Below are 19133 nucleotides of genomic sequence, written 5' to 3'. Positions count from 1 at the left end.
GAGGCAACAAGAATGCTGAGCCCAGGCACGCCGTTCCCGCTGGGCGCAACCCCGTCAAGCCAAGGCGTCAACTTCGCACTGGCAGCCCCCACCGCAGAGTCCGTAGAACTCTGCCTCTTCGACAGCACGGGCAAGAACGAGCAGCAACGCCTCCGGCTTCCCGCCTGCACCGATGGCGTCTGGCACGGCCTGCTGCCAAGCGGGCGCGAAGGCTTGGTCTACGGTTATCGGGTGCACGGCCCGTGGGCGCCGTGTGAAGGCCAGCGCTTCAATCCCGCCAAGCTGCTGCTCGATCCGTATGCGCGAGAGATCGTCGGGCGGTACGACGGCGGCGACCTGTTCCTAGGCCACGATCCGGCAAATCCCGATCGGCCCGACCAACGCGACAACGGCGCAGTCGCGCTCAAGGCGCGCGTGACGGCGAACGCGAATGCCGCTGCATCGCCAGGCCACGCGCGCATCGCACCGAGCGACCGCGTGCTCTACGAACTGCACGTCCGCGGCCAGACCCACCTGCACCCCGGCGTCCCCGCCGCACTGCGCGGCACCTACGCCGGCCTCGCCGAGCCCGCCATGCTCGACCACCTGCAGCGCCTGGGCGTCACCACGCTGAGCCTCATGCCCGTGCAGCACCGCGCCGACGAGCAGCGCCTGCTCGCCATGGGCCTCGCGAACTACTGGGGCTACAACACCATCGGCTGGTTCGCGCCCGAGGCGCGCTACTGGAGCGGCCGCCCCGGCACCACGCCCGCGAGCGAGTTCCGCGCGATGGCCGACGCGGTGCATGCGCGCGGCATGGAACTGGTGATCGACGTGGTCTACAACCACAGCGCCGAGAGCGACGAGGCCGGCCCGACGCTCTCGATGCGCGGCATCGACAACGCCCTGTACTACCACCTGTGCGAAGACGACCGCGCGCTCTACGAGAACTGGACGGGCACCGGCAATTGCCTGAACCTCGGCGAGCCGCGCGTGCTGCAGCTCGTGATGGACAGCCTGCGCTTCTGGGCTTGCGAGATGGGCGTCGACGGCTTCCGCTTCGACCTCGCGCCGGTGCTCGGGCGCGATGCGAAGACGGGGTTCGACCCGCGCGCGCCCTTCTTCGCGGCCATCGCGCAGGACCCGGTGCTCTCGCGCACGCTCTTGATCGCCGAGCCGTGGGACATCGGGCCCGGCGGCTACCGCCTCGGCGAATTCCCGCCCGGCTGGCTCGAATGGAACGACCGCTACCGCGACACGCAGCGCGGCTTCTGGCTGCGGCAAGGGCGCGACGGCGCGGCGGGCCTGGGCGATTTCGCGCACCGCTTCACGGCCTCGAGCACGCAGTTCGCCCACCACGGCCGCGCGCCGATGGCGAGCGTGAACTTCATCACCGCGCACGACGGCTTCACGCTGCGCGACCTCGTGAGCTACGAAGAGCGCCACAACCTCGCCAACGGCGAGAACAACCGCGACGGCCATGCCCACAACCTGAGCAACAACTGCGGCGCCGAAGGCCCGAGCGACGACGCGGCCGTGCTGGCGAAACGCAACCGCCTGCAGCGCGCGCTGCTCGCGGTGCTGCTGCTCTCGCAGGGCACGCCGATGCTGCTGGCAGGCGACGAGCTGGGCCACAGCCAGCAGGGCAACAACAACGCCTACTGCCAGGACAACGAGACCACCTGGCTCGCATGGATCGGCGCCTCCGACCCCACGAGCAACATGGCGCGCACGAGCGATTTCGTCGCGCGGCTCACGGCGCTGCGCCGTGAAGCCGCGCCGCTGCGCAGCACGCGCTGGTGGCCGGCCGATCCGTCCGGGGGTGCACCGTCCATCCGCTGGCTGCGCCCCGACGGCCAGCCGATGACGCCGGACGACTGGCACGCGGGCACGGCCCTTGCGATCCACTTCTGCGAAAGCGCGGATGCATCGTCGTGGCTCGTGCTGGTGAATTCGGGCGCGGAGACGGTGAATTTCACGCTGCCCCCGGGCGCCTGGCGCAGTTGTCTCTCGACCGATCCCGCGCAGGACCACGGCGCCTCGCCACAGGCGCTCGGCGATGCGGCAGAAGTGCCTTTTTCGAGCATCCGGGTTGCAAGAACGTAGGAGCCACGCGCACGGCGCGGTGCTAGTCTCGATGCAGAAACTCTGACGGCGCATTCCAACAAACGAACGGAGACACAGGATGGACAACCAGCTCAGCACGCACACCCCGCAGGCGCCACAAGCCCCCCTGCAAGCCCATCAACTGGTCCGCCGCACCATCGCGCTGGTGCTGGCCGGCGGCAGGGGCTCACGCCTGAAGCAACTGACCGACCGGCGTGCCAAGCCGGCCGTGTACTTCGGCGGCAAGTTCCGCATCATCGATTTCGCGCTCTCCAACTGCCTCAATTCCGGCATCCGGCGCATGGCGGTGGTCACGCAGTACAAGTCGCATTCGCTCATGCGCCACCTGCAGCGCGGCTGGAGCTTCCTGCGCGCCGAGCTCAACGAGATGGTCGACGTGCTCCCCGCGCAGCAGCGCGTGGGCGACGAGCACTGGTACCGCGGCACGGCCGATGCGGTGTTCCAGAATCTGGACATCATCCAGACCCGGTCCACGCCGCACGACTACGTGGTGGTGCTGGCCGGCGACCACATCTACAAGATGGACTACTCGATCATGGTGAAGGACCATGCCGAGCGAGGCCTGGGCTGCACGGTGGGCTGCATCGAGGTGCCGCGCATGGAGGCCACCGCCTTCGGCGTGATGGCCATCGACGACGGGCGGCAGATCACCGCCTTTCTCGAGAAGCCGGCCGACCCGCCCGCCATGCCCGGCAACCCCGACGTGGCGCTGGCCAGCATGGGCATCTACGTGTTCGACTCCGCCTACCTCTACCAGCTGTTGGAGGAAGACAACGCCAACCCCGATTCGAGCCACGACTTCGGCAAGGACATCATCCCGCGCGCCGTGGCGCAGGGCCGGGCGCTGGCGCATCCCTTCGGCATGTCGTGCGTCACGCGGGCCTCGCGCGGGCCCGACGCCAAGGCCTACTGGCGCGACGTGGGCACGATTGATGCATTCTGGGCAGCCAACCTCGACCTGGCCTCGATCACCCCGGAGCTCGACATCTATGACACGGACTGGCCCATCTGGACCTACCAGCGGCAACTGCCCCCGGCCAAGTTCGTGCTCGACCGCCACGGGCAGCACGGCATGACGGTCAACACCATCGTCTCGGGCGGCTGCATCGTCTCGGGCTCCAAGGTGAGCAGCTCGGTGCTGTTCTCGGGGGTGCGCATCCACTCCTTCTGCGAGATCAACGAGGCCGTGCTGCTGCCCGACGTGGAAGTGGGCCGCGGCGCCCGGCTCAACCGGGTGGTGATCGACCGCGCCTGCGTCATTCCCGACGAAATGGTGATCGGCGAAGATCCGGTCGCCGACGCCGCGCGCTTCGAGCGCACCGAGAACGGCGTGGTGCTGGTCACGCGCGAAATGCTCAAACGCCTGGCCGCCTGAGGCCGCAACCATCCACGATGCGAATCCTCCAGGTCAGCGCCGAACTCTTTCCCCTCCTGAAGACCGGCGGACTGGCGGACATCGCCGGCGCCCTGCCCCTGGCGCTCATGGCCGCGGGGCAGGACGCGCGCGTGCTGCTGCCGGGCTTTCCGGCCATCGTGGCCGGCGTGCGCGACCTGGCGCCGGTGGCGGATTTCAACGCGCCCTGGGGCGAGCGCTTCAGTCTCCGCGCAGGGCACATCGCCATCGACGGCGCGCCGGCGATCCGCGCCTACGTGATCGACGCGCCGGCGCTGTACGACCGGCCCGGCAATCCTTATGAAGATACGGCGCGCCAGCCCTACGCCGACAACCACCGGCGCTTCGCGCTGCTCGGCTGGGCCGCGGCGCAGCTGGCGCAGGGGCTCGATCCGGCGTGGCGGCCCGAGGTCGTGCATGCGCACGACTGGCATGCGGCGCTGGCACCCGCTTACATCGCCTTTGCGCGCGAGGCTGGAGGGCCGCGCGTGGGCAGCGTGTTCACGGTGCACAACCTGGCCTACCAGGGCATCTTCGCGCCGTGGAATTTCACCGACCTGGGCTTGCCGGGTCCCGCCTTCCACATGAACGGGCTCGAGTACCACGGGCAGGTCTCGTTCATGAAGGCCGGTCTGTATTTCGCCGACCGGCTCACCACCGTGAGCCCGACCTACGCGCTGGAGATCCAGACGCCCGAGCAGGGCTGCGGCCTCGATGGCCTGCTGCGCCAGCGCAGCGGCGCGCTCACCGGCATCCTGAACGCGGTGGACGACAAGGTCTGGAACCCGGCCTCCGACGCCGCGCTGGTGCAGGGCTATCACACGCCCGAAGGCCGCCACATGGCGGGCAAGGCGCGCTGCAAGGCGGTGCTTCAACACCAGCTCGGCCTGGCGGAGCGGCCCGATGCGCCGCTCTTCGTCCTGGTGAGCCGGCTCACCGAACAGAAGGGCCTGCACCTCGTGCTCGGCGGCATCGACGCACTGCTCGCCCAGGGCGGCCAGCTCGCGCTGCTGGGCAGTGGCGAGGCGTGGCTCGAGGAGGCCTTCCGCCAGCGCGCGGCGGCGGCGCCCGAATCGGTCAACGTCACCATCGGCTACAACGAGACGCTCGCGCACCAGCTCTTCGGCGGCGGCGACGTGACGCTGGTGCCCTCGCTCTTCGAGCCCTGCGGCCTCACGCAGATGTATGGCCTCAAATACGGCTGCCTGCCGCTGGTGCGCCGCGTGGGCGGCCTGGCCGACACGGTGGTCGACAGCACGCTGGAAGACCTGGCCAGCGGCGAGGCCACCGGCTTCGTGTTCGACCGCTTCGACGCCCACGACTACGAACGCGCGCTGCGCCGCGCCTTCGCCCTCTACCAGCGCGCGCCCGACTGGCGGCGCGTGCGCGGCAACGCCATGCGGCGACCGGCCGACTGGGCCACCGCGGCCGCGCAGTACATCGACGTCTACCAACAAGCATCGGCCCCCGCCTGACCCACGCACGGCCGACACCACACCACTCACCCGAGAGCGCCACAACCATGACGATCAAAGACTTCGCCTACGACCACCCCGACCGCGACGTCGCGGCCTTCAAGCGCGCCGTGGCCAACAAGCTGATCTACGCGGTCGGCAAGGACCCGGTCGCCGCCAGCCAGGACGACTGGCTCAACGCCACCTCGCAGGCCGTGCGCGACCAGCTGGTCGAGCGCTGGATGATGACCACGCGCGCCAACTACGCGCAGGACCTGAAGCGCGTCTACTACCTCTCGATGGAGTTCCTCATCGGGCGCACCTTCACCAACGCGCTGCTCGCGGTGGATCTGTACGACACGGTGCGCGAAGCCCTGGCCGACTTCGGCGTGGACATGGCGGCGCTCGCCGAGCGCGAGCCCGATGCGGCGCTCGGCAACGGGGGCCTGGGCCGGCTGGCGGCCTGCTTCCTCGATTCGATGGCCACGCTCGGCGTGCCGGGCATGGGCTACGGCATCCGCTACGAGTACGGCATGTTCCGCCAGCGCATCGTCGACGGCCAGCAGGTGGAAACGCCCGACTACTGGCTCACGCGCGGCAACCCGTGGGAGTTCCAGCGGCCCGAGGTGAACTACCGCGTGCGCTTCGGCGGCCGCGTGCAAAAGCGCGAGGGCCTGAATGCGCCCTACGGCGCGGCCGACTGGGTCGACACGCACGACGTGCTGGCCGTGGCCTACGACACCATCATTCCCGGCTACGGCACGCAGGCCACCAACACGCTGCGGCTCTGGTCGGCGCGCGCCACCGAGGAGATCGACCTCTCGGCCTTCAACCGCGGCAACTACATGGGCGCGGTGGAAAGCAAGAACCAGTCGGAGAACGTCTCGCGCGTGCTCTACCCCGACGACTCCACGCCCTCGGGCCGCGAGTTGCGGCTGCATCAGGAGTATTTTTTCTGCAGCGCGAGCGTGCAGGATTTGCTGCGCCGGTACCTGCGCAGCCACAAGACCTTCGACCAACTCTCCGAGAAGGTCAGCATCCACCTGAACGACACGCACCCGGTGCTCGCGGTGCCCGAGCTCATGCGCCTTCTGCTCGACGAGCATGGCCTCGCGTGGGACGAGGCCTGGGCGCACACGCAGAAGGTGTTCAGCTACACCAACCACACGCTGATGCACGAGGCGCTGGAGACCTGGCCGGTGGAGATGCTGGGGCGCATATTGCCGCGGCACCTGCAGATCATCTACGACATGAACGCGAAGTTCCTGGCCACCGTGACGCAGAAGGTGGGCAACGACGTGGAGCTGATGCGCCGGCTTTCGCTGGTGGACGAATCGGGCGAGCGGCGCGTGCGCATGGCGTACGTGGCGGTGCTCGCGAGCCACTCGATCAATGGCGTCTCGGGGCTGCATTCGGAGCTGATGAAGCAGTCGATCTTCGCGGACTTCGACAAGATCTTTCCCGAGCGCTTCAACAACAAGACCAACGGCGTCACGCCGCGCCGCTGGCTCGCGCAGGCCAACCCGCCGCTGGCCGGACTGCTGGACCAGCGCATCGGCAAGGGCTGGCGGCGCGACCTGTCGCAACTGGAAGCGCTCAAGCCGATGACCGCGCAACCTGCCTTCGTGCGCGCGTTCCGCCACGCCAAGCGTGAGAACAAGCTGCGGCTGGCCAACTGGGTCGGGGAGCACCTGAAGATCGACCTGGACACCGACGCGATGTTCGACGTGCAGGTCAAGCGCATCCACGAATACAAGCGGCAACTGCTCAACGTGCTGCACGTGGTGGCGCGCTACCACCGCATCCTGGACGCGCAGGCCGCCGGTACGCCCATCGACATCGTGCCGCGCGTGGTGGTGTTCGCGGGCAAGGCGGCTTCGGCCTACGTGATGGCCAAGCTGGTGATCCGGCTCATCAACGATGTGGCCAGCACCATCAACGCCGATGCGCGCGTGGGCAAGCTGCTGAAGGTGGTGTTTTTGCCGAACTACAGCGTGAGCCTGGCGGAAATCATCATGCCGGCAGCGGACCTCTCGGAGCAGATTTCCACCGCGGGCACCGAGGCCTCGGGCACCGGCAACATGAAGTTCGCGCTGAACGGCGCGCTCACCATCGGCACGCTGGACGGCGCCAACGTGGAGATGCGCGAGAACGTGGGGCCGGAGAACATCTTCATCTTCGGCAACACGACGCCGGAGGTGGCGGACATTCGCGCCCGCGGCTACCAGCCGCGCGAGATCTACGAGGAGAACGCGGAATTGAAGCGCGTGCTCGACGCGATCCGCGACGGCGCGTTCTCGCCCGGGGAGCCCTCGCGCTTCCAGGGCATCTACGACGCGCTGGTGAACTGGGGCGACCACTACCTGCTGCTGGCGGACTACGCGAGCTATGTCGCCAAGCAAGCCGAGGTGGATGCGCTCTACCGCGATTCGGACGCGTGGACGCGGATGGCGATTCTCAATGTGGCGGGGATGGGGGCGTTTTCGTCGGACCGCACGATCGCGCAGTACGCGCACGAGATCTGGAACACGAAGCCCGTGGTTCTGGGCTGAGTCTTCGGTATTTCTCCCTCCCCCTCTGGGGGAGTGGCCGGGGTGGGGGCACGCGGCGGCTGATGAAGCCTTGCGCTGAACGAACGCCGCTTGCCCCCATCCCAATCTTCCCCCAAAGGGGGAAGGGGCAAGACAAGTTCAGCGCGGCTTTTCAGTGGCCGCTTCGGCCTCTGTCACGAAGCCGATGCGGCTCAGCCCCGCCTTGTTCGCGATCCCCATGAGCGCCACCACCTTGCCGTAGGGCACGGTCTGGTCGGCGCGCAGCTGCACTTCGGTGTCCTTGCTGTCCGCGGCGGCCTTTTCGAGCTGGGCGGCCAGCTCTTCGTCGGTCACGGGCTTGTCGTTCAGGAAGACCTTGCCCGATGCATCGACCGAGAGGCTCACGAACTTGGGCGTGTCGTTGGGCTGGCCGGCATCGGTCTGCGGCAGGTCGAGCTTGATCGAGCTGGCCATCAGCGGCGCCGTGATGATGAAGATCACCAGCAGCACCAGCATCACGTCGACCAGCGGGGTGACGTTGATGTCCGAGAGCGGTCGCTGCCCCCCGGCGCCCGTGGCGCGTCCGCCGCCCGCGGCGCTGCTGCCGAGCGAAGTGCGTCCGAAGGCCATGGTGCGTGCGCTCCCCGGTCAGACGGGCATCGGCCGCGCCGGCGGCGGTGCGGCGGGTGCCGGTGCGTCGCCGAAGCTGCCGAGCAGGTCGTGCGCGAAGCCTTCGAGCTCGGCCTCGACGCGGCCGATGACGCGGCCGAACACGTTGTAGGCCAGCACGGCCGGAATGGCGACCGCGAGGCCGAAGGCCGTCATGACGAGCGCCTCGCCGACCGGGCCGGCCACCTTGTCGATGGTGAAGCCGCCGGTCTGGCCCGCGATGCCCGTCAGCGCGCCGTAGATGCCCCAGACCGTGCCCAAGAGGCCGACGAAGGGCGCAGTGGCGCCGACCGTCGCGAGAAGAATTTGCCCGGCCTGCAGGCGCCGCAGCGCGCCGTGCAAGGCATCGCGCAGCGCGCGCGTCAGGCGCTGGTTGCGGTCGCCCGTCGCACCGAGCGTGCCATTGACGTTGATGGCCGCCGCGTTCGTGAGGGCCACGACCGCCGGCAGCACCAGCGTCGCCCGGTCGAACGCCTTGAGCTTCTGCTCGGCATCGGCCAGCGTGGCCGACTGCCAGAACGCCGCGATGCCGCGCAGCACGTCGCGCGTGCCACCGCGCAAGAGCCACGCCTTCCAGAGGATCACGACCCAGCTGGCGATCGACATCGCCAACAGCAGCGCCGCCACCGAACGGCTGACGCCGTCGCCCTGGGTCAGCAGTTGGAGCACGCTCATCGGGTGTTGCGGCCGCCGCCGGGCCGCCCCAAGGCGAGTCGCGCCTCACCCACGGGGGGTGGCGACGCACACGAAGTGGCAAGCCGGGGGGCCGTCATTTCAGCGCAGGCCGAGCACGTCGTACATGTCGAAGAGGCCGGACTTTTGACCGGCCAGGAAGCGCACCGCGCGCAGGGCGCCCTGCGCGTAAGTGACGCGGCTGGACGACTTGTGCGTGATCTCGATGCGCTCGCCGATGCCGGCGAAAAGCACCGTGTGGTCGCCCACGATGTCGCCGCCGCGGATGGCCGAGAAACCGATGGTCGAGGGGTCGCGCTCGCCGGTGATGCCTTCGCGGGCATAGACGGCGCAGTCCTTCAGGTCGCGGCCCAGCGCGTCGGCGATCACTTCGCCCATCTTGAGCGCTGTGCCCGAGGGCGCATCGACCTTGTGGCGGTGGTGGGCCTCGATGATCTCGATGTCGTAGCCGGTCGCCATCGCCTTGGCCGCCATCTCGAGCAGTTTGAAGGCGACGTTGACGCCCACGCTCATGTTGGGGGCCAGCATGATCGCGACGTCCTTGGCGATCTCGGCGATCTCGGCCTTCTGCGCATCGCTGAAGCCGGTGGTGCCGATGACCGCCTGCACGCCGAGCTCGCGGCAGATCGCCAGGTGCGCGAGCGTGCCTTCGGGGCGGGTGAAGTCGATGAGCACCTGCGCGTCCGCAAGGCCCGTGCGCAGGTCCGCCACGATGGGCACGCCGCTCGTGAAGCCCAGAAACGCCGCGGCGTCGGCGCCGATGGCCTCGCTGCCGGCGATGTCCAGGGCGCCGGCCAGGCGGCAGTCGGGGGCGTTGCGCACGGCCTCGATCAGCATGTGGCCCATGCGGCCCGAGGCGCCGGCGATGGCGATGCGGCGCAGCGCGGGGGTGGCGGAAAGAGAGGAAGAGGTAGGTTCGGTCACGCGGATTCAGTCTTCAAGATGGCCCGCAGGCCACTGGGAACCAAGAAGGGCACCGGACGGACGCCGCCTGACTCGGCGGGCGCCGCCCGCTCCTGCTGCGCTCAGCGCGCGGCTTCGAGCGGGGGGTAGGCGGCCGGCAGCGGCGGCACGGCGGCCGATGCGGCGGCGTCGGCTTTCTCATCCTTGGCCGGCGCGAATTTCTTGAGCTCGTCTTCGGTGGCCTCCAGCGGGGGCACCTTGCCGGATTTCTTGCGGGTATCGAGCGTGGCGACGAATTCTTCTTCGCTGGGCATCTCGCCGCCTTCGAAGCGGTCCAGCAGCTCGCCGTTGAAGAACACCGTCAGGCGCCGTTCCTGGGGCTCGACGCCCTGGCGGCGGATGGTGAACACGTAGTCCCAGCGGTTGGCGTGGAACACGTCGCTCAGCAGCGAAGTGCCGAGGATTTCACGCACCTGCTGGCGGGACATGCCGGGCTTGAGCGCCGCGACCTGTTCCTTCGACACGAAATTGCCCTGGACCACTTCGACCTTGTAGGGCGTGATCGCGGACAGCGCGCCCCGCGTGCGATCGCTGAAACCGCTGCAGGCACCGAGGCAGAGCGTCGCGGCGACGGCAGCAGCCAGCAGCCAGGGACGGCGTTGGAGAATGGCAGGCATGGGAGGAAAAGGGGGTAGCGATATGATCGGCCATTGTAGCGGCTGACCTTTTCAGGACCTGACCGCAGCACAGGGCGCAGGAACCATCAATGGCCAATATCGACGAACTCAAGAATACCGGCCTCAAGGCCACCTTGCCACGCCTGAAGATTCTGGAAATCTTCCAGACCGGCAGCCAGCGGCACATGACGGCCGAAGACGTGTTTCGCGTGCTGCTCAACGAGCATTCCGACATCGGCCTGGCCACCGTCTACCGCGTGCTCACGCAGTTCGAGCAGGCCGGCATCCTGGAGCGCAGCCACTTCGAGAGCGGCAAGGCAGTCTACGAACTCAACGAAGGCACCCACCACGACCACCTGATCTGCACCTCGTGCGGCAAGGTCGAGGAGTTCTACGACGCCGAGATCGAGCGCCGCCAGCAGATGATTTCCAAGGACAAGGGCTGGATCCTGCAGGACCACGCCATGTCGCTTTACGGCCTCTGCGGCGACTGCGTAGCGAAGCGCTGAACGGTCGACGAAGACGGCGTCAGTCGCCGTCGCGCCCGCTTTCCATCGCCTTGTGGTGGCGCGCCACGAAATCCGCATAGGTGTCGATGCCCCGCAGCTGCAGGATCGAATTGCGCACGGCCGCCTCTACCAGCACGGCGATGTTTCGCCCCGCCACCACCTGGATGATGACCTTGCGCACCGGAATGCCCAGCACGTCCTGCGTGAGCGGCGCCGAGGGCATGCGCTCGTAGTCGCGCTCGAAGCTGTCGCGCCGCACCAGGTGCACGATGAGCTTCAAGCGCATCTTCCGGCGCACCGCCGTCTCGCCGAAGATCGCGCGGATGTCCAGGAGGCCGATGCCGCGCACTTCCAGCAGGTTCAGCAGCAGATCCGGGCAACGCCCTTCGATAGTGTTCTGGTTGATGCGGTAGAGGTCGACCGCATCGTCGGCCACCAAGCCGTTGCCGCGCGAGATCAGCTCCAGGCCGAGCTCGCTTTTGCCGAGGCCCGACTCGCCCGTGATCATCACGCCCATGCCCAGGATGTCCATGAACACGCCGTGCATCGAGGTGCGCTCGGCGAAATGCTTGGACAGGTAGGCGCGCAGCAGGTCGATCACGAAGGCCGACGATTCGCGCGTGGCGAAGAGCGGCAGCTGCGCGCGCTCGCAGATCGACAGCAGTTCGTCCGGCGGCGCCTGGCCGTCGGCCAGCACCAGCATCGGCGGCTCCAGCGTGACGATGCGGGCGATGCGGCGCGCGCAGTCGTCGGGGCTTCCGCGCGTGAGGTAAGCCACCTCGCGGGCGCCCAGGATCTGCACGCGGTACGGGTGGATGTAGTTGAGGTAGCCGACCAGGTCCGCGGCCGACTGGGCGCGGCTGATGACTTCGGGATCGAACTGGCGCTCCGAAGCGCCGAGCCCCGCGAGCCATTCCCAGCGGAGCGACCCGCGGAACTCCTCGAACATGGCATCGGCGCTGATGACGGTCGGCTTCATGCGTTCAGGAGGCGGCGCGCGGCGCCTAGTTGGAAGCAGGCCAGAATACCGCGGAACCGGCTTTGCCGGGCCGCTGGTATTGCCCCGGAAGGGGGTTGGCGAAGCGACACGAAATGCGCGAAGCCTGGGGGCGAGTCACCTTTATGCGACTTGGGTCGACTGCCAGCCGGCGATCAGGCCGTGGAGCGCGGCCGCATCGGTGCTGGACTTGATCTGTTCGCGCAGGCTGGCATCGCTCAGCAGTTCGGCGATTTCAGAGAGGATTTCCAGGTGCTTCTGCGTGGCCGCTTCGGGCACCAAGAGAAAGATCAGGAGGGCGACGGGCTGCTCGTCCGGGGCATCGAAACCGATGGGGTTGGCCAGCTGGAACACCGCGGCCATCGGGGCCTTCAGGCCCTTGATGCGGCCATGTGGAATCGCAACGCCGTGACCGAGGCCGGTGGAGCCGAGGCGCTCGCGCGCAAAGAGGCTGTCGGTGATCAGGGCGCGTCCCAGGCCGTGAAGGCTTTCGAACAGAAGGCCAGCTTCTTCGAAAGCACGTTTCTTGCTGGTAGCGTCAACGCTCACAAGCACTTGGGCGGGCGGCAGGATGGACGCGAGGCGATTCATGGTGGGGGCAGAGCGGGGGCGATTATGCACCCGGTTGGTAAAAACCCCCAGTCCCCCTACCTACTTTCTGTTTACATGTTGCCCGGAGGCCTCGCTGCGCCTAGGCAGAAGCCAGAAAGAAACCCCAAAGTCCCTGGGCCACAGTCGGAAAAGCAAAAGGCCGCCCGAAGGCGGCCTGTGGTGCGAGCGGCCCCAGGAAGGGCCTCGCCCGGTGCTCACATCACGCGCTTGGGCGCCATGTGATGGTGGTCCTGCAGTCGGTCCTTGTGGCGAACCACCTGGCGGTCGAGCTTGTCGACCAGTTCATCGACCGCAGCGTAGAGATCAGCGTGGCTCGACTCCGCGAACATGTCATTGCCCTTGACGTGAATGTTGCACTCCGCCCTTTGGCGGCGTTCCTTTTCCTTCTGCTTTTCCACCGTGAGGATCACCTTCACATCGACCACCTGGTCGAAATGCCGTGTGATCCGGTCCAGCTTGCTCGTGACGTAGGTGCGCAAGGCAGGGGTGACGTCGAGGTGATGACCGCTGATCGTCAAATTCATGAATGACCTCCTGAGAATTGACGGTTGGGGAAATGACCCCGCTCCGGAATGGAGCGTGGCCGGCGAAACGAGAGGTGTGGTGCGGTGGGAGAGGGAGAAGAAGGGGGAGAAAGAGGGGTCGGTCGATTCACTATGCCCAAGCTGTCACGGTATTGCAATACCTGGGTTCTCCGGGTGGCGGGGGCGCCCGGGGCCTGCTTCAATCCGCTATCGAATCCATAGCTGCCCGCGCATGTTGGCCCGCCTTCGTGGCGCTTTGCCAGCAAGTGTTAACGAGCTTTTTGCCCGGTGACCCTGCCGGGCGAAGGGCCAGCCGCTTCAGCGCCAGGCCGCGCGCATGCGGTTGCGCAGATCGATCACGGCAGTAGGCGGCGGCACGGCGGGCGCGCGAACCGGCGGTGGCGGCCAGGTCTGCTGCTCGAAGCCCGCCAGATCCGATTCGGTGATGAAGCGCGTGCGGTTCGCGTACAGGTGCCGGTCGCCCCGCACCGCCTGCTGCGTGATGTAGAAGCGCTGCGGCACGAGGAGGTGCAGATGGTCGCGGGCCCGCGTCATCGCGACGTAGAGCAAGCGCCGTTCTTCCTCCAGTTCGTGCGCGCTCTGCGCCACGTCGGCCGGCAGGCAGCCGTCGACCACGTTGAGCACGTGCACCGAGTTCCACTCCTGGCCCTTGGCCGAATGGATGGTGGAGAGGATCAGGTAGTCCTCGTCCAAGAGCGGCGGCCCGGGGCGATCGCTCGTGGCCTCGGGCGGATCGAGCGTGAGCTCGGTCAGGAAGCGCTCGCGCGAGCCATAGCCTGCGGCCAGGCGCACCAGCTGCTCCACGTCCTGGCGGCGCACGCCGGAGGTGTCCTCGTAGAGCCGCTCCAGGTGCGGCAGGTACCAGTCCATCGCCAGCTCGACATCGGCCGGCCACGCCAGCGACGGCGCGCGCAACGCGGCATAAGTCTCGGCAAAGCCCGCCCACTGCTCGCGCGCCGCGGACGGCGGCACGAAGTCGCGCACGGCCACGGCCGGGTCGGCCGCCTGGTCCATCGCATCGAGCAACCGCGTACCCGTGACGGGCCCGATGCCCGGAATCAACTGCGTGACGCGAAACCCCGCCATGCGCCCGCGCGGGTTCTCGGCGAAGCGCAGCACCGCGAGCAGGTCCTTCACATGCGACGCCTCGAGAAACTTGAGGCCGCCGAACTTCACGAACGGGATGTTGCGGCGCGCCAGTTCCAACTCGAGCGCCGCGCTGTGCGACGAGGTGCGAAACAGCACCGCCTGCGACTTGAGCGCGAGCCCACCCTCGCGGTGCGCGAGCACCTTGTCGGCCACCCAGCGCGCCTGCCCCGCTTCGTCGGGCACCAGCACGATCTGCGGCTTGCCGGCGGAGGGCTTGTCGGTCCAGAGCGTCTTGGCGTGCCGCTCGGCGGCTTGCGCGATCACGCGGTTCGACACGTCCAGGATCGGCTGCGTCGAGCGGTAGTTGCGCTCCAGCGTGACCACCCGCGCGGCCTGGCTGAACTGCGCCGGAAAATCCAGGATGTTGCGCACCGTCGCGCCGCGGAACGAGTAGATCGACTGCGCATCGTCCCCCACCACCGTGACGCCGCGCCCGTCGGGCTTCATCGCGAGAAGGATCGAGGCCTGCAGCAGGTTGGTGTCCTGGTACTCGTCGACCAGCACATGGTCGAAGCGCGCGCCCACGGCCTCGGCCAGCGCGGGCTCCGCGACCATCTCGGCCCAGTAGAGCAGCAGGTCGTCGTAGTCGAGCACGTTCTGCTGCTGCTTGGCCTCGACGTAGGCACTGAACAGCCTCTTGAGCTCGGCCTCCCATTCGCCGCACCAAGGAAAGGCTTCCTTCAGCACCTCGGCCACCGAGGCGCGCGTGTTCACGCAGCGCGAGTAGATCGACAGGCACGTGCCCTTGCGCGGGAAGCGGTTCACCGTGGACGACAGGCCCAGCTCGTGGCGCACCAGCCCCATGAGGTCCTCGGCGTCGCCGCGGTCGTGGATCGTGAAGCTCTCGTCCAGGCCGATCTGCGGCGCGTACTCGCGCAAGAGGCGCGCCCCGATGCCATGGAAGGTGCCGGCCCACGGCAGCGCGGGCGGCCGCTCCGACTTCAGCCCGAGCACGCGCGCCAGCACCTGGCCCGCGCGGCGCTCCATCTCCTGCGCGGCGCGGCGCGAGAAGGTCAGCAGCAGCAGCCGCTGCGGATCGACGCCATCCGCGATCAGGTGCGCCACGCGGTGCGCCAGCGTGCTGGTCTTGCCGGAGCCGGCGCCGGCAATCACCAACAGCGGGCGGTGATCGTCGGCCACCGCGGCGCCCACGCCGTGCTCGACCGCCGCGCGCTGGTCGTCGTTGAGCGTGGCCAACGCCGCGGCCAGGCGCTCGGCTTGCGTCTTTGGCGCAGCGGAAAAAACGGGGGTCGCAGCGGTCTGCATGGGGCACGACTTTACTGTATGTCCGTCCAGTTCGGTCAGGTTGCCGCCCTGTGGCCGGTGACATAATCGCGCCTCGCTGCAACCGGAGACTCCCCCATGGAAACCGCCCCGTCTCGGCAGCTTTCAACTCCCTTCTGACGCGCTCGCGCCGGGCCCGGGAATTGAAAGCGCCCCTCCCTCGCCCACCGTTCAGTCATCCCCGGGAGTGAGCCCATGCTCAATATCTTTACGCTCGCCAACGGCCGCCTCGTCCAGGAAGAGATCGAGTCGCTGGAAGAGCTCTCCAAGTTCCAGCCGATCTGGGTCGACCTCGAATCGCCCACGCTCGAGGAAAAGCGCTGGATCAAGCAGTACTACGGCCTCTCGATTCCCGAAGACGCGATGGACGAGGACATCGAGGAATCCGCCCGCTTCTACGAGGAAGACAACGGCGAGCTGCACATCCGCTCCGACTTTTTGATCGACGACGACGAAGACCCGCGCACGGTGCGCGTGGCGTTCATCCTCAACCAGCACAACACCGATCTGCGCAGCCGCGGCGTGCTGTTCTCGATCCACGACGAGGACGTGCCCGTGTTCCGCCTTCTGCGCATGCGCGCGCGCCGCGCGCCGGGGCTGATCGAAGACGCGAAGGAAGTGATGCTCAAGCTCTTCGACGCCGACGCCGAATACTCGGCCGACACGCTGGAGAACATCTACGACGAGCTCGAGGTGGCGGGCAAGAAAGTGCTCTCGGGCAACGTCACCGACGAGCTGGCCGGCGAAGTGCTCGGCCTCATCGCGCGGCAGGAAGACTTGAACGGGCGCATCCGCCGCAACGTGATGGACACGCGCCGCGCGGTCAGCTTCATGATGCGCAGCAAGATGCTCAACGCCGAGCAGTTCGAGGAGGCGCGGCAGATCCTGCGCGACATCGAATCGCTGGACAACCACACGGCCTTCCTCTTCGACAAGATCAACTTCCTGATGGATGCGACCGTCGGTTTCATCAACATCAACCAGAACAAGACCATCAAGATCTTCTCGGTGGCGAGCGTGGCGCTCTTGCCGCCCACGCTGATCGCGAGCATCTACGGCATGAACTTCAAGTTCATGCCCGAGCTCGACTGGGCCATGGGCTATCCGTACGCCATCGTGCTGATGGCTGCGAGCGCGCTGGTGCCGATGTGGTACTTCCGCCGGCGCGGCTGGCTCAAGTAGCCGGTTGCCGCGCGAGCCACGCGCCGACCAGCGCGAGGCTGTAGCGGCTCGCGACCTCGGCGACGAAGCGCGCGAAGTCGCCGTGGGCTTCATCGTCGGCGCGGTCTGAAATCGTCCGCATCGCCGCGAAGGGCACGCCGTAGTCGTGGCACACCTGCGCCACCGCGGCGCCTTCCATTTCCACGGCGAGTGCATCGGGCAGTTGGCGGCGCAGCGCGTCGCTCTCTGCGGCGGTCGAGACGAAGCGGTCACCGCTCACCAGCAGCCCGCGATGCACCTTCGGTGAACGAAGGCCGAACTCATCGACAGCGCCTTGCCCCACCAACGCCACCGGATCGCGCAGTGCCTCTTCGGCGACGGCAACCAGCGAATCGCTGATCGCAGCGTCGGTCGCGAAACGCGAAAGGCCCATCAACGGCACTTCGTATTTCGGAAAGAGGGGCGAGGCGTCCATGTCGTGCTGAAGCAGTTCGGTCGCCACGACCACATCGCCCACATTCACGCCCGGCGCGAGCCCGCCCGCAACACCGCTGAACACGATGCCCCGCACGGCGAAGCGTTCGAGCAGCATCGTCGCCGTGACCGCCGCCGCCACCTTGCCGATGCGCGACAGCACCGCGACCACCGGCTGGCCATGCAGATGGCCCACCCAGAAGTCGCGCCCGGCAATGCGCACGCGCTGCTCGTCGGGCATCTGCGCGAGGAGCGCCTTCAGCTCCTCGTGCATCGCCGCGACGATGGCGATGGGCGCAGCCACCGTTTACTTGATATCCACGCCGTAGAAGGTGTGACGGCCGAAGGGGCTGAGCTTGAAGTCGATCACTTCCTTGCGCACGGGTTTGAGTTGCACCGCGTGCGCGATGGTGAACCACGGCGCCTGCTCCTTGAAGATGACCTGCGCCTTCTTGTAGAGCGCATCGCGGTCGGCCTGCTTGACCGTGCTCTTGGCCTTCACCACGAGGTCTTCGTAGGGCTGGTAGCAGAACTTGGAGATGTTGCTGCCGCTCGCCGACTTGGCCGAAGCGCAGCCCAGGAGCGTGTAGAGGAAGTTGTCCGGATCGCCGTTGTCGCCGGTCCAGCCCAGCATGCCCATCTGGTGCTCGCCGGCCTGCAGGCGCTTGCGGTACTCGCCCCATTCGAAGCTCTTGATTTCGGCCTTCACGTTGATCTTGGCGAGGTCCGCCTGCATCAGCTCGGCGATGCGCTTGGCGTTCGGGTTGTACGGGCGCTGCACCGGCATGGCCCACAGGTCGGTCGAGAAGCCGTCGGGGAAGCCCGCCTGCGCGAGCAGCTTCTTGGCGGCTTCGGGGTCGTACGGGTCGTCTTTGATCGCGTCGTTGTAGGACCACATGGTCGGTGGAATCGGGTTCTTCGCGGCCACGCCGGTCGTGAGGTAGACGCCATCGATGATGGCCTTCTTGTTGATCGCCATGTTGATGGCCTTGCGCACGCGCACGTCGTCGAAGGGCTTCTTGGTCGTGTTGTACGAGAGGTAGCCCACATTCAGGCCCGGCTGCTCCAGCACCTGCACGTTCGGGTCCTTGCGGATCGCGTCCAGGTCGGCCGGGTTCGGGTACGGCATCACGTGGCACTCGCCCTTCTGCAGCTTGGCCCAGCGCACCGACGCATCGGGCGTGATCGCGAACACGAGGTCGTCGATCTTGGCCTTGCCGCCCCAGTACTGCGGGAAGGCCTTGAAGCGGATGATCGCGTCCTTCTGGTACTGCACGAGGTAGAAGGGGCCGGTGCCGATCGGGTCCTGGTCCACCTTCTCGGGCGTGCCGGCCTTGAGCATCGCGATCGCGTATTCCTTGGACTGGATGCCCGCGTACTGCATCGCCAGGTTGGCCAGGAACGGCGCCTCGGCCTGGTTCAGCGTGATCTTCACGGTGAAGTCATCGATGCGGTCCACCGACTTCAGGAGCTTGGGCATGCCCATGTCGTTGAAGTACGAGTGGTTCTGGCTCGTCACCTTGAAGAACGGATCGCTCTCCTTCCACTGGCGCTCGAGCATGAAGATGAAATCGTCGGCGTTGAAGTCGCGCGTGGGCTTGAAGCTCTTGCTCGTGGTGTGCCACTTCACGCCCTTGCGCAGGTGGAAGGTGTACACCGTGCCGTCGGCCGAGATGTCCCACTTTTCTGCGAGGCCCGGGGTGATCTTGGTGCCGCCGCGCTCGAACTCCACGATGGTGTTGTAGACCTGCGTGGTCACGTCGAACGACGTGCCGGTGGTGTTCATGCCCGGATAGAAATTCTCCGGGCTTCCTTCGGAGCAATACACCAGCGTCTTGGCCGACACCGCGCCCGCGGCCAGGGTAAGGGCCGCAAGCGCTGTCGGTGCCAGGAGCGCCAGCAGTCGTGAGCGGCGCGAAACGGAGGGTTGGGTCTTCATGAGGACTCCTTCAGACACGGTTGAAAAAAAGGAAAAC

General features: G+C 67.3%; 16 protein-coding genes. 6 read left to right on the top strand and 10 right to left on the bottom strand.

Annotated elements, in window-relative coordinates; genetic code table 11:
* Positions 1 to 12: 12 nt before the first annotated feature.
* From glgX to JC881_RS18245, 4 genes are all read left to right on the top strand, one after another.
* Positions 13 to 2085 (top strand): glycogen debranching protein GlgX, encoded by a 2073-nt coding sequence (gene glgX / locus JC881_RS18260; protein ID WP_198787115.1) that lies wholly within the window; start codon positions 13 to 15, stop codon positions 2083 to 2085.
* Between the two features lie 79 nt (positions 2086 to 2164).
* Positions 2165 to 3481, top strand: coding sequence for a glucose-1-phosphate adenylyltransferase (gene glgC / locus JC881_RS18255; RefSeq protein WP_198787114.1), 1317 nt, complete (start codon positions 2165 to 2167; stop codon positions 3479 to 3481).
* Positions 3482 to 3498: 17 nt separating this feature from the next.
* The gene (glgA, locus tag JC881_RS18250; RefSeq protein WP_198787113.1) at positions 3499 to 4974 is read left to right on the top strand and encodes a glycogen synthase GlgA; all 1476 of its coding nucleotides are present in this window, start codon (positions 3499 to 3501) and stop codon (positions 4972 to 4974) included.
* Positions 4975 to 5021: 47 nt separating this feature from the next.
* A complete protein-coding gene (locus JC881_RS18245) occupies positions 5022 to 7505 on the top strand; it encodes a glycogen/starch/alpha-glucan phosphorylase (RefSeq protein WP_198787112.1) in 2484 nt (827 codons plus the stop codon).
* Between the two features lie 138 nt (positions 7506 to 7643).
* On the opposite strand, the gene JC881_RS18240 is transcribed toward JC881_RS18245, so the two are convergent.
* From JC881_RS18240 to JC881_RS18225, 4 genes are all read right to left on the bottom strand, one after another.
* Positions 7644 to 8114, bottom strand: a complete 471-nt coding sequence (locus tag JC881_RS18240) for an ExbD/TolR family protein (protein ID WP_198787111.1) — start codon at positions 8112 to 8114, stop codon at positions 7644 to 7646.
* An 18-nt stretch (positions 8115 to 8132) separates the two neighbouring features.
* Positions 8133 to 8828, bottom strand: coding sequence for a MotA/TolQ/ExbB proton channel family protein (locus JC881_RS18235; protein ID WP_198787110.1), 696 nt, complete (start codon positions 8826 to 8828; stop codon positions 8133 to 8135).
* Positions 8829 to 8927: 99 nt separating this feature from the next.
* Positions 8928 to 9728 carry a 4-hydroxy-tetrahydrodipicolinate reductase gene (gene dapB / locus JC881_RS18230; RefSeq protein ID WP_269823190.1) on the bottom strand — a complete coding sequence of 267 codons (801 nt, stop codon included), beginning with the start codon at positions 9726 to 9728 and terminating at the stop codon, positions 8928 to 8930.
* Between the two features lie 143 nt (positions 9729 to 9871).
* Complete coding sequence (locus JC881_RS18225) at positions 9872 to 10426, bottom strand: outer membrane protein assembly factor BamE (RefSeq protein ID WP_198787109.1); 555 nt, start codon at positions 10424 to 10426, stop codon at positions 9872 to 9874.
* 89 nt (positions 10427 to 10515) lie between these two features.
* On the opposite strand from JC881_RS18225, the gene fur reads away from it, so the two are divergent.
* Positions 10516 to 10935 carry a ferric iron uptake transcriptional regulator gene (gene fur, locus JC881_RS18220; protein WP_042581320.1) on the top strand — a complete coding sequence of 140 codons (420 nt, stop codon included), beginning with the start codon at positions 10516 to 10518 and terminating at the stop codon, positions 10933 to 10935.
* 19 nt (positions 10936 to 10954) lie between these two features.
* Here fur and hprK read toward each other — a convergent pair whose 3' ends face one another.
* The 4 genes from hprK to JC881_RS18200 form a co-directional block, all read right to left on the bottom strand.
* The gene (hprK, locus tag JC881_RS18215; protein ID WP_093436676.1) at positions 10955 to 11914 is read right to left on the bottom strand and encodes an HPr(Ser) kinase/phosphatase; all 960 of its coding nucleotides are present in this window, start codon (positions 11912 to 11914) and stop codon (positions 10955 to 10957) included.
* Between the two features lie 141 nt (positions 11915 to 12055).
* The gene (locus JC881_RS18210) at positions 12056 to 12523 is read right to left on the bottom strand and encodes a PTS sugar transporter subunit IIA (protein WP_093127334.1); all 468 of its coding nucleotides are present in this window, start codon (positions 12521 to 12523) and stop codon (positions 12056 to 12058) included.
* Positions 12524 to 12738: 215 nt separating this feature from the next.
* Positions 12739 to 13068: a ribosome hibernation-promoting factor, HPF/YfiA family gene (gene hpf, locus JC881_RS18205; protein ID WP_093436673.1), complete on the bottom strand. Its 330-nt coding sequence runs from the start codon at positions 13066 to 13068 to the stop codon at positions 12739 to 12741.
* Positions 13069 to 13386: 318 nt separating this feature from the next.
* Positions 13387 to 15504 (bottom strand): ATP-dependent helicase, encoded by a 2118-nt coding sequence (locus JC881_RS18200; RefSeq protein WP_233101871.1) that lies wholly within the window; start codon positions 15502 to 15504, stop codon positions 13387 to 13389.
* A 213-nt stretch (positions 15505 to 15717) separates the two neighbouring features.
* On the opposite strand from JC881_RS18200, the gene corA reads away from it, so the two are divergent.
* Entirely contained in the window at positions 15718 to 16704 is a 987-nt protein-coding gene (gene corA, locus JC881_RS18195; RefSeq protein ID WP_013538896.1) for a magnesium/cobalt transporter CorA, read from the top strand.
* Here corA and JC881_RS18190 read toward each other — a convergent pair.
* Positions 16697 to 17461 carry a 5'-methylthioadenosine/adenosylhomocysteine nucleosidase gene (locus JC881_RS18190; protein WP_198787108.1) on the bottom strand — a complete coding sequence of 255 codons (765 nt, stop codon included), beginning with the start codon at positions 17459 to 17461 and terminating at the stop codon, positions 16697 to 16699. The genes corA and JC881_RS18190 overlap by 8 nt on opposite strands.
* A gap of 3 nt (positions 17462 to 17464) precedes the next feature.
* A complete protein-coding gene (locus JC881_RS18185) occupies positions 17465 to 19096 on the bottom strand; it encodes an ABC transporter substrate-binding protein (protein WP_198787107.1) in 1632 nt (543 codons plus the stop codon).
* Positions 19097 to 19133 lie beyond the last annotated feature (37 nt).

The sequence above is a fragment of the Variovorax sp. IB41 genome (assembly GCF_016405905.1).
GTDB lineage: Bacteria > Pseudomonadota > Gammaproteobacteria > Burkholderiales > Burkholderiaceae_C > Variovorax.
Note: the sequence above shows the minus strand (reverse complement) of the source record. Positions and strands in the feature narration are given on the sequence as shown.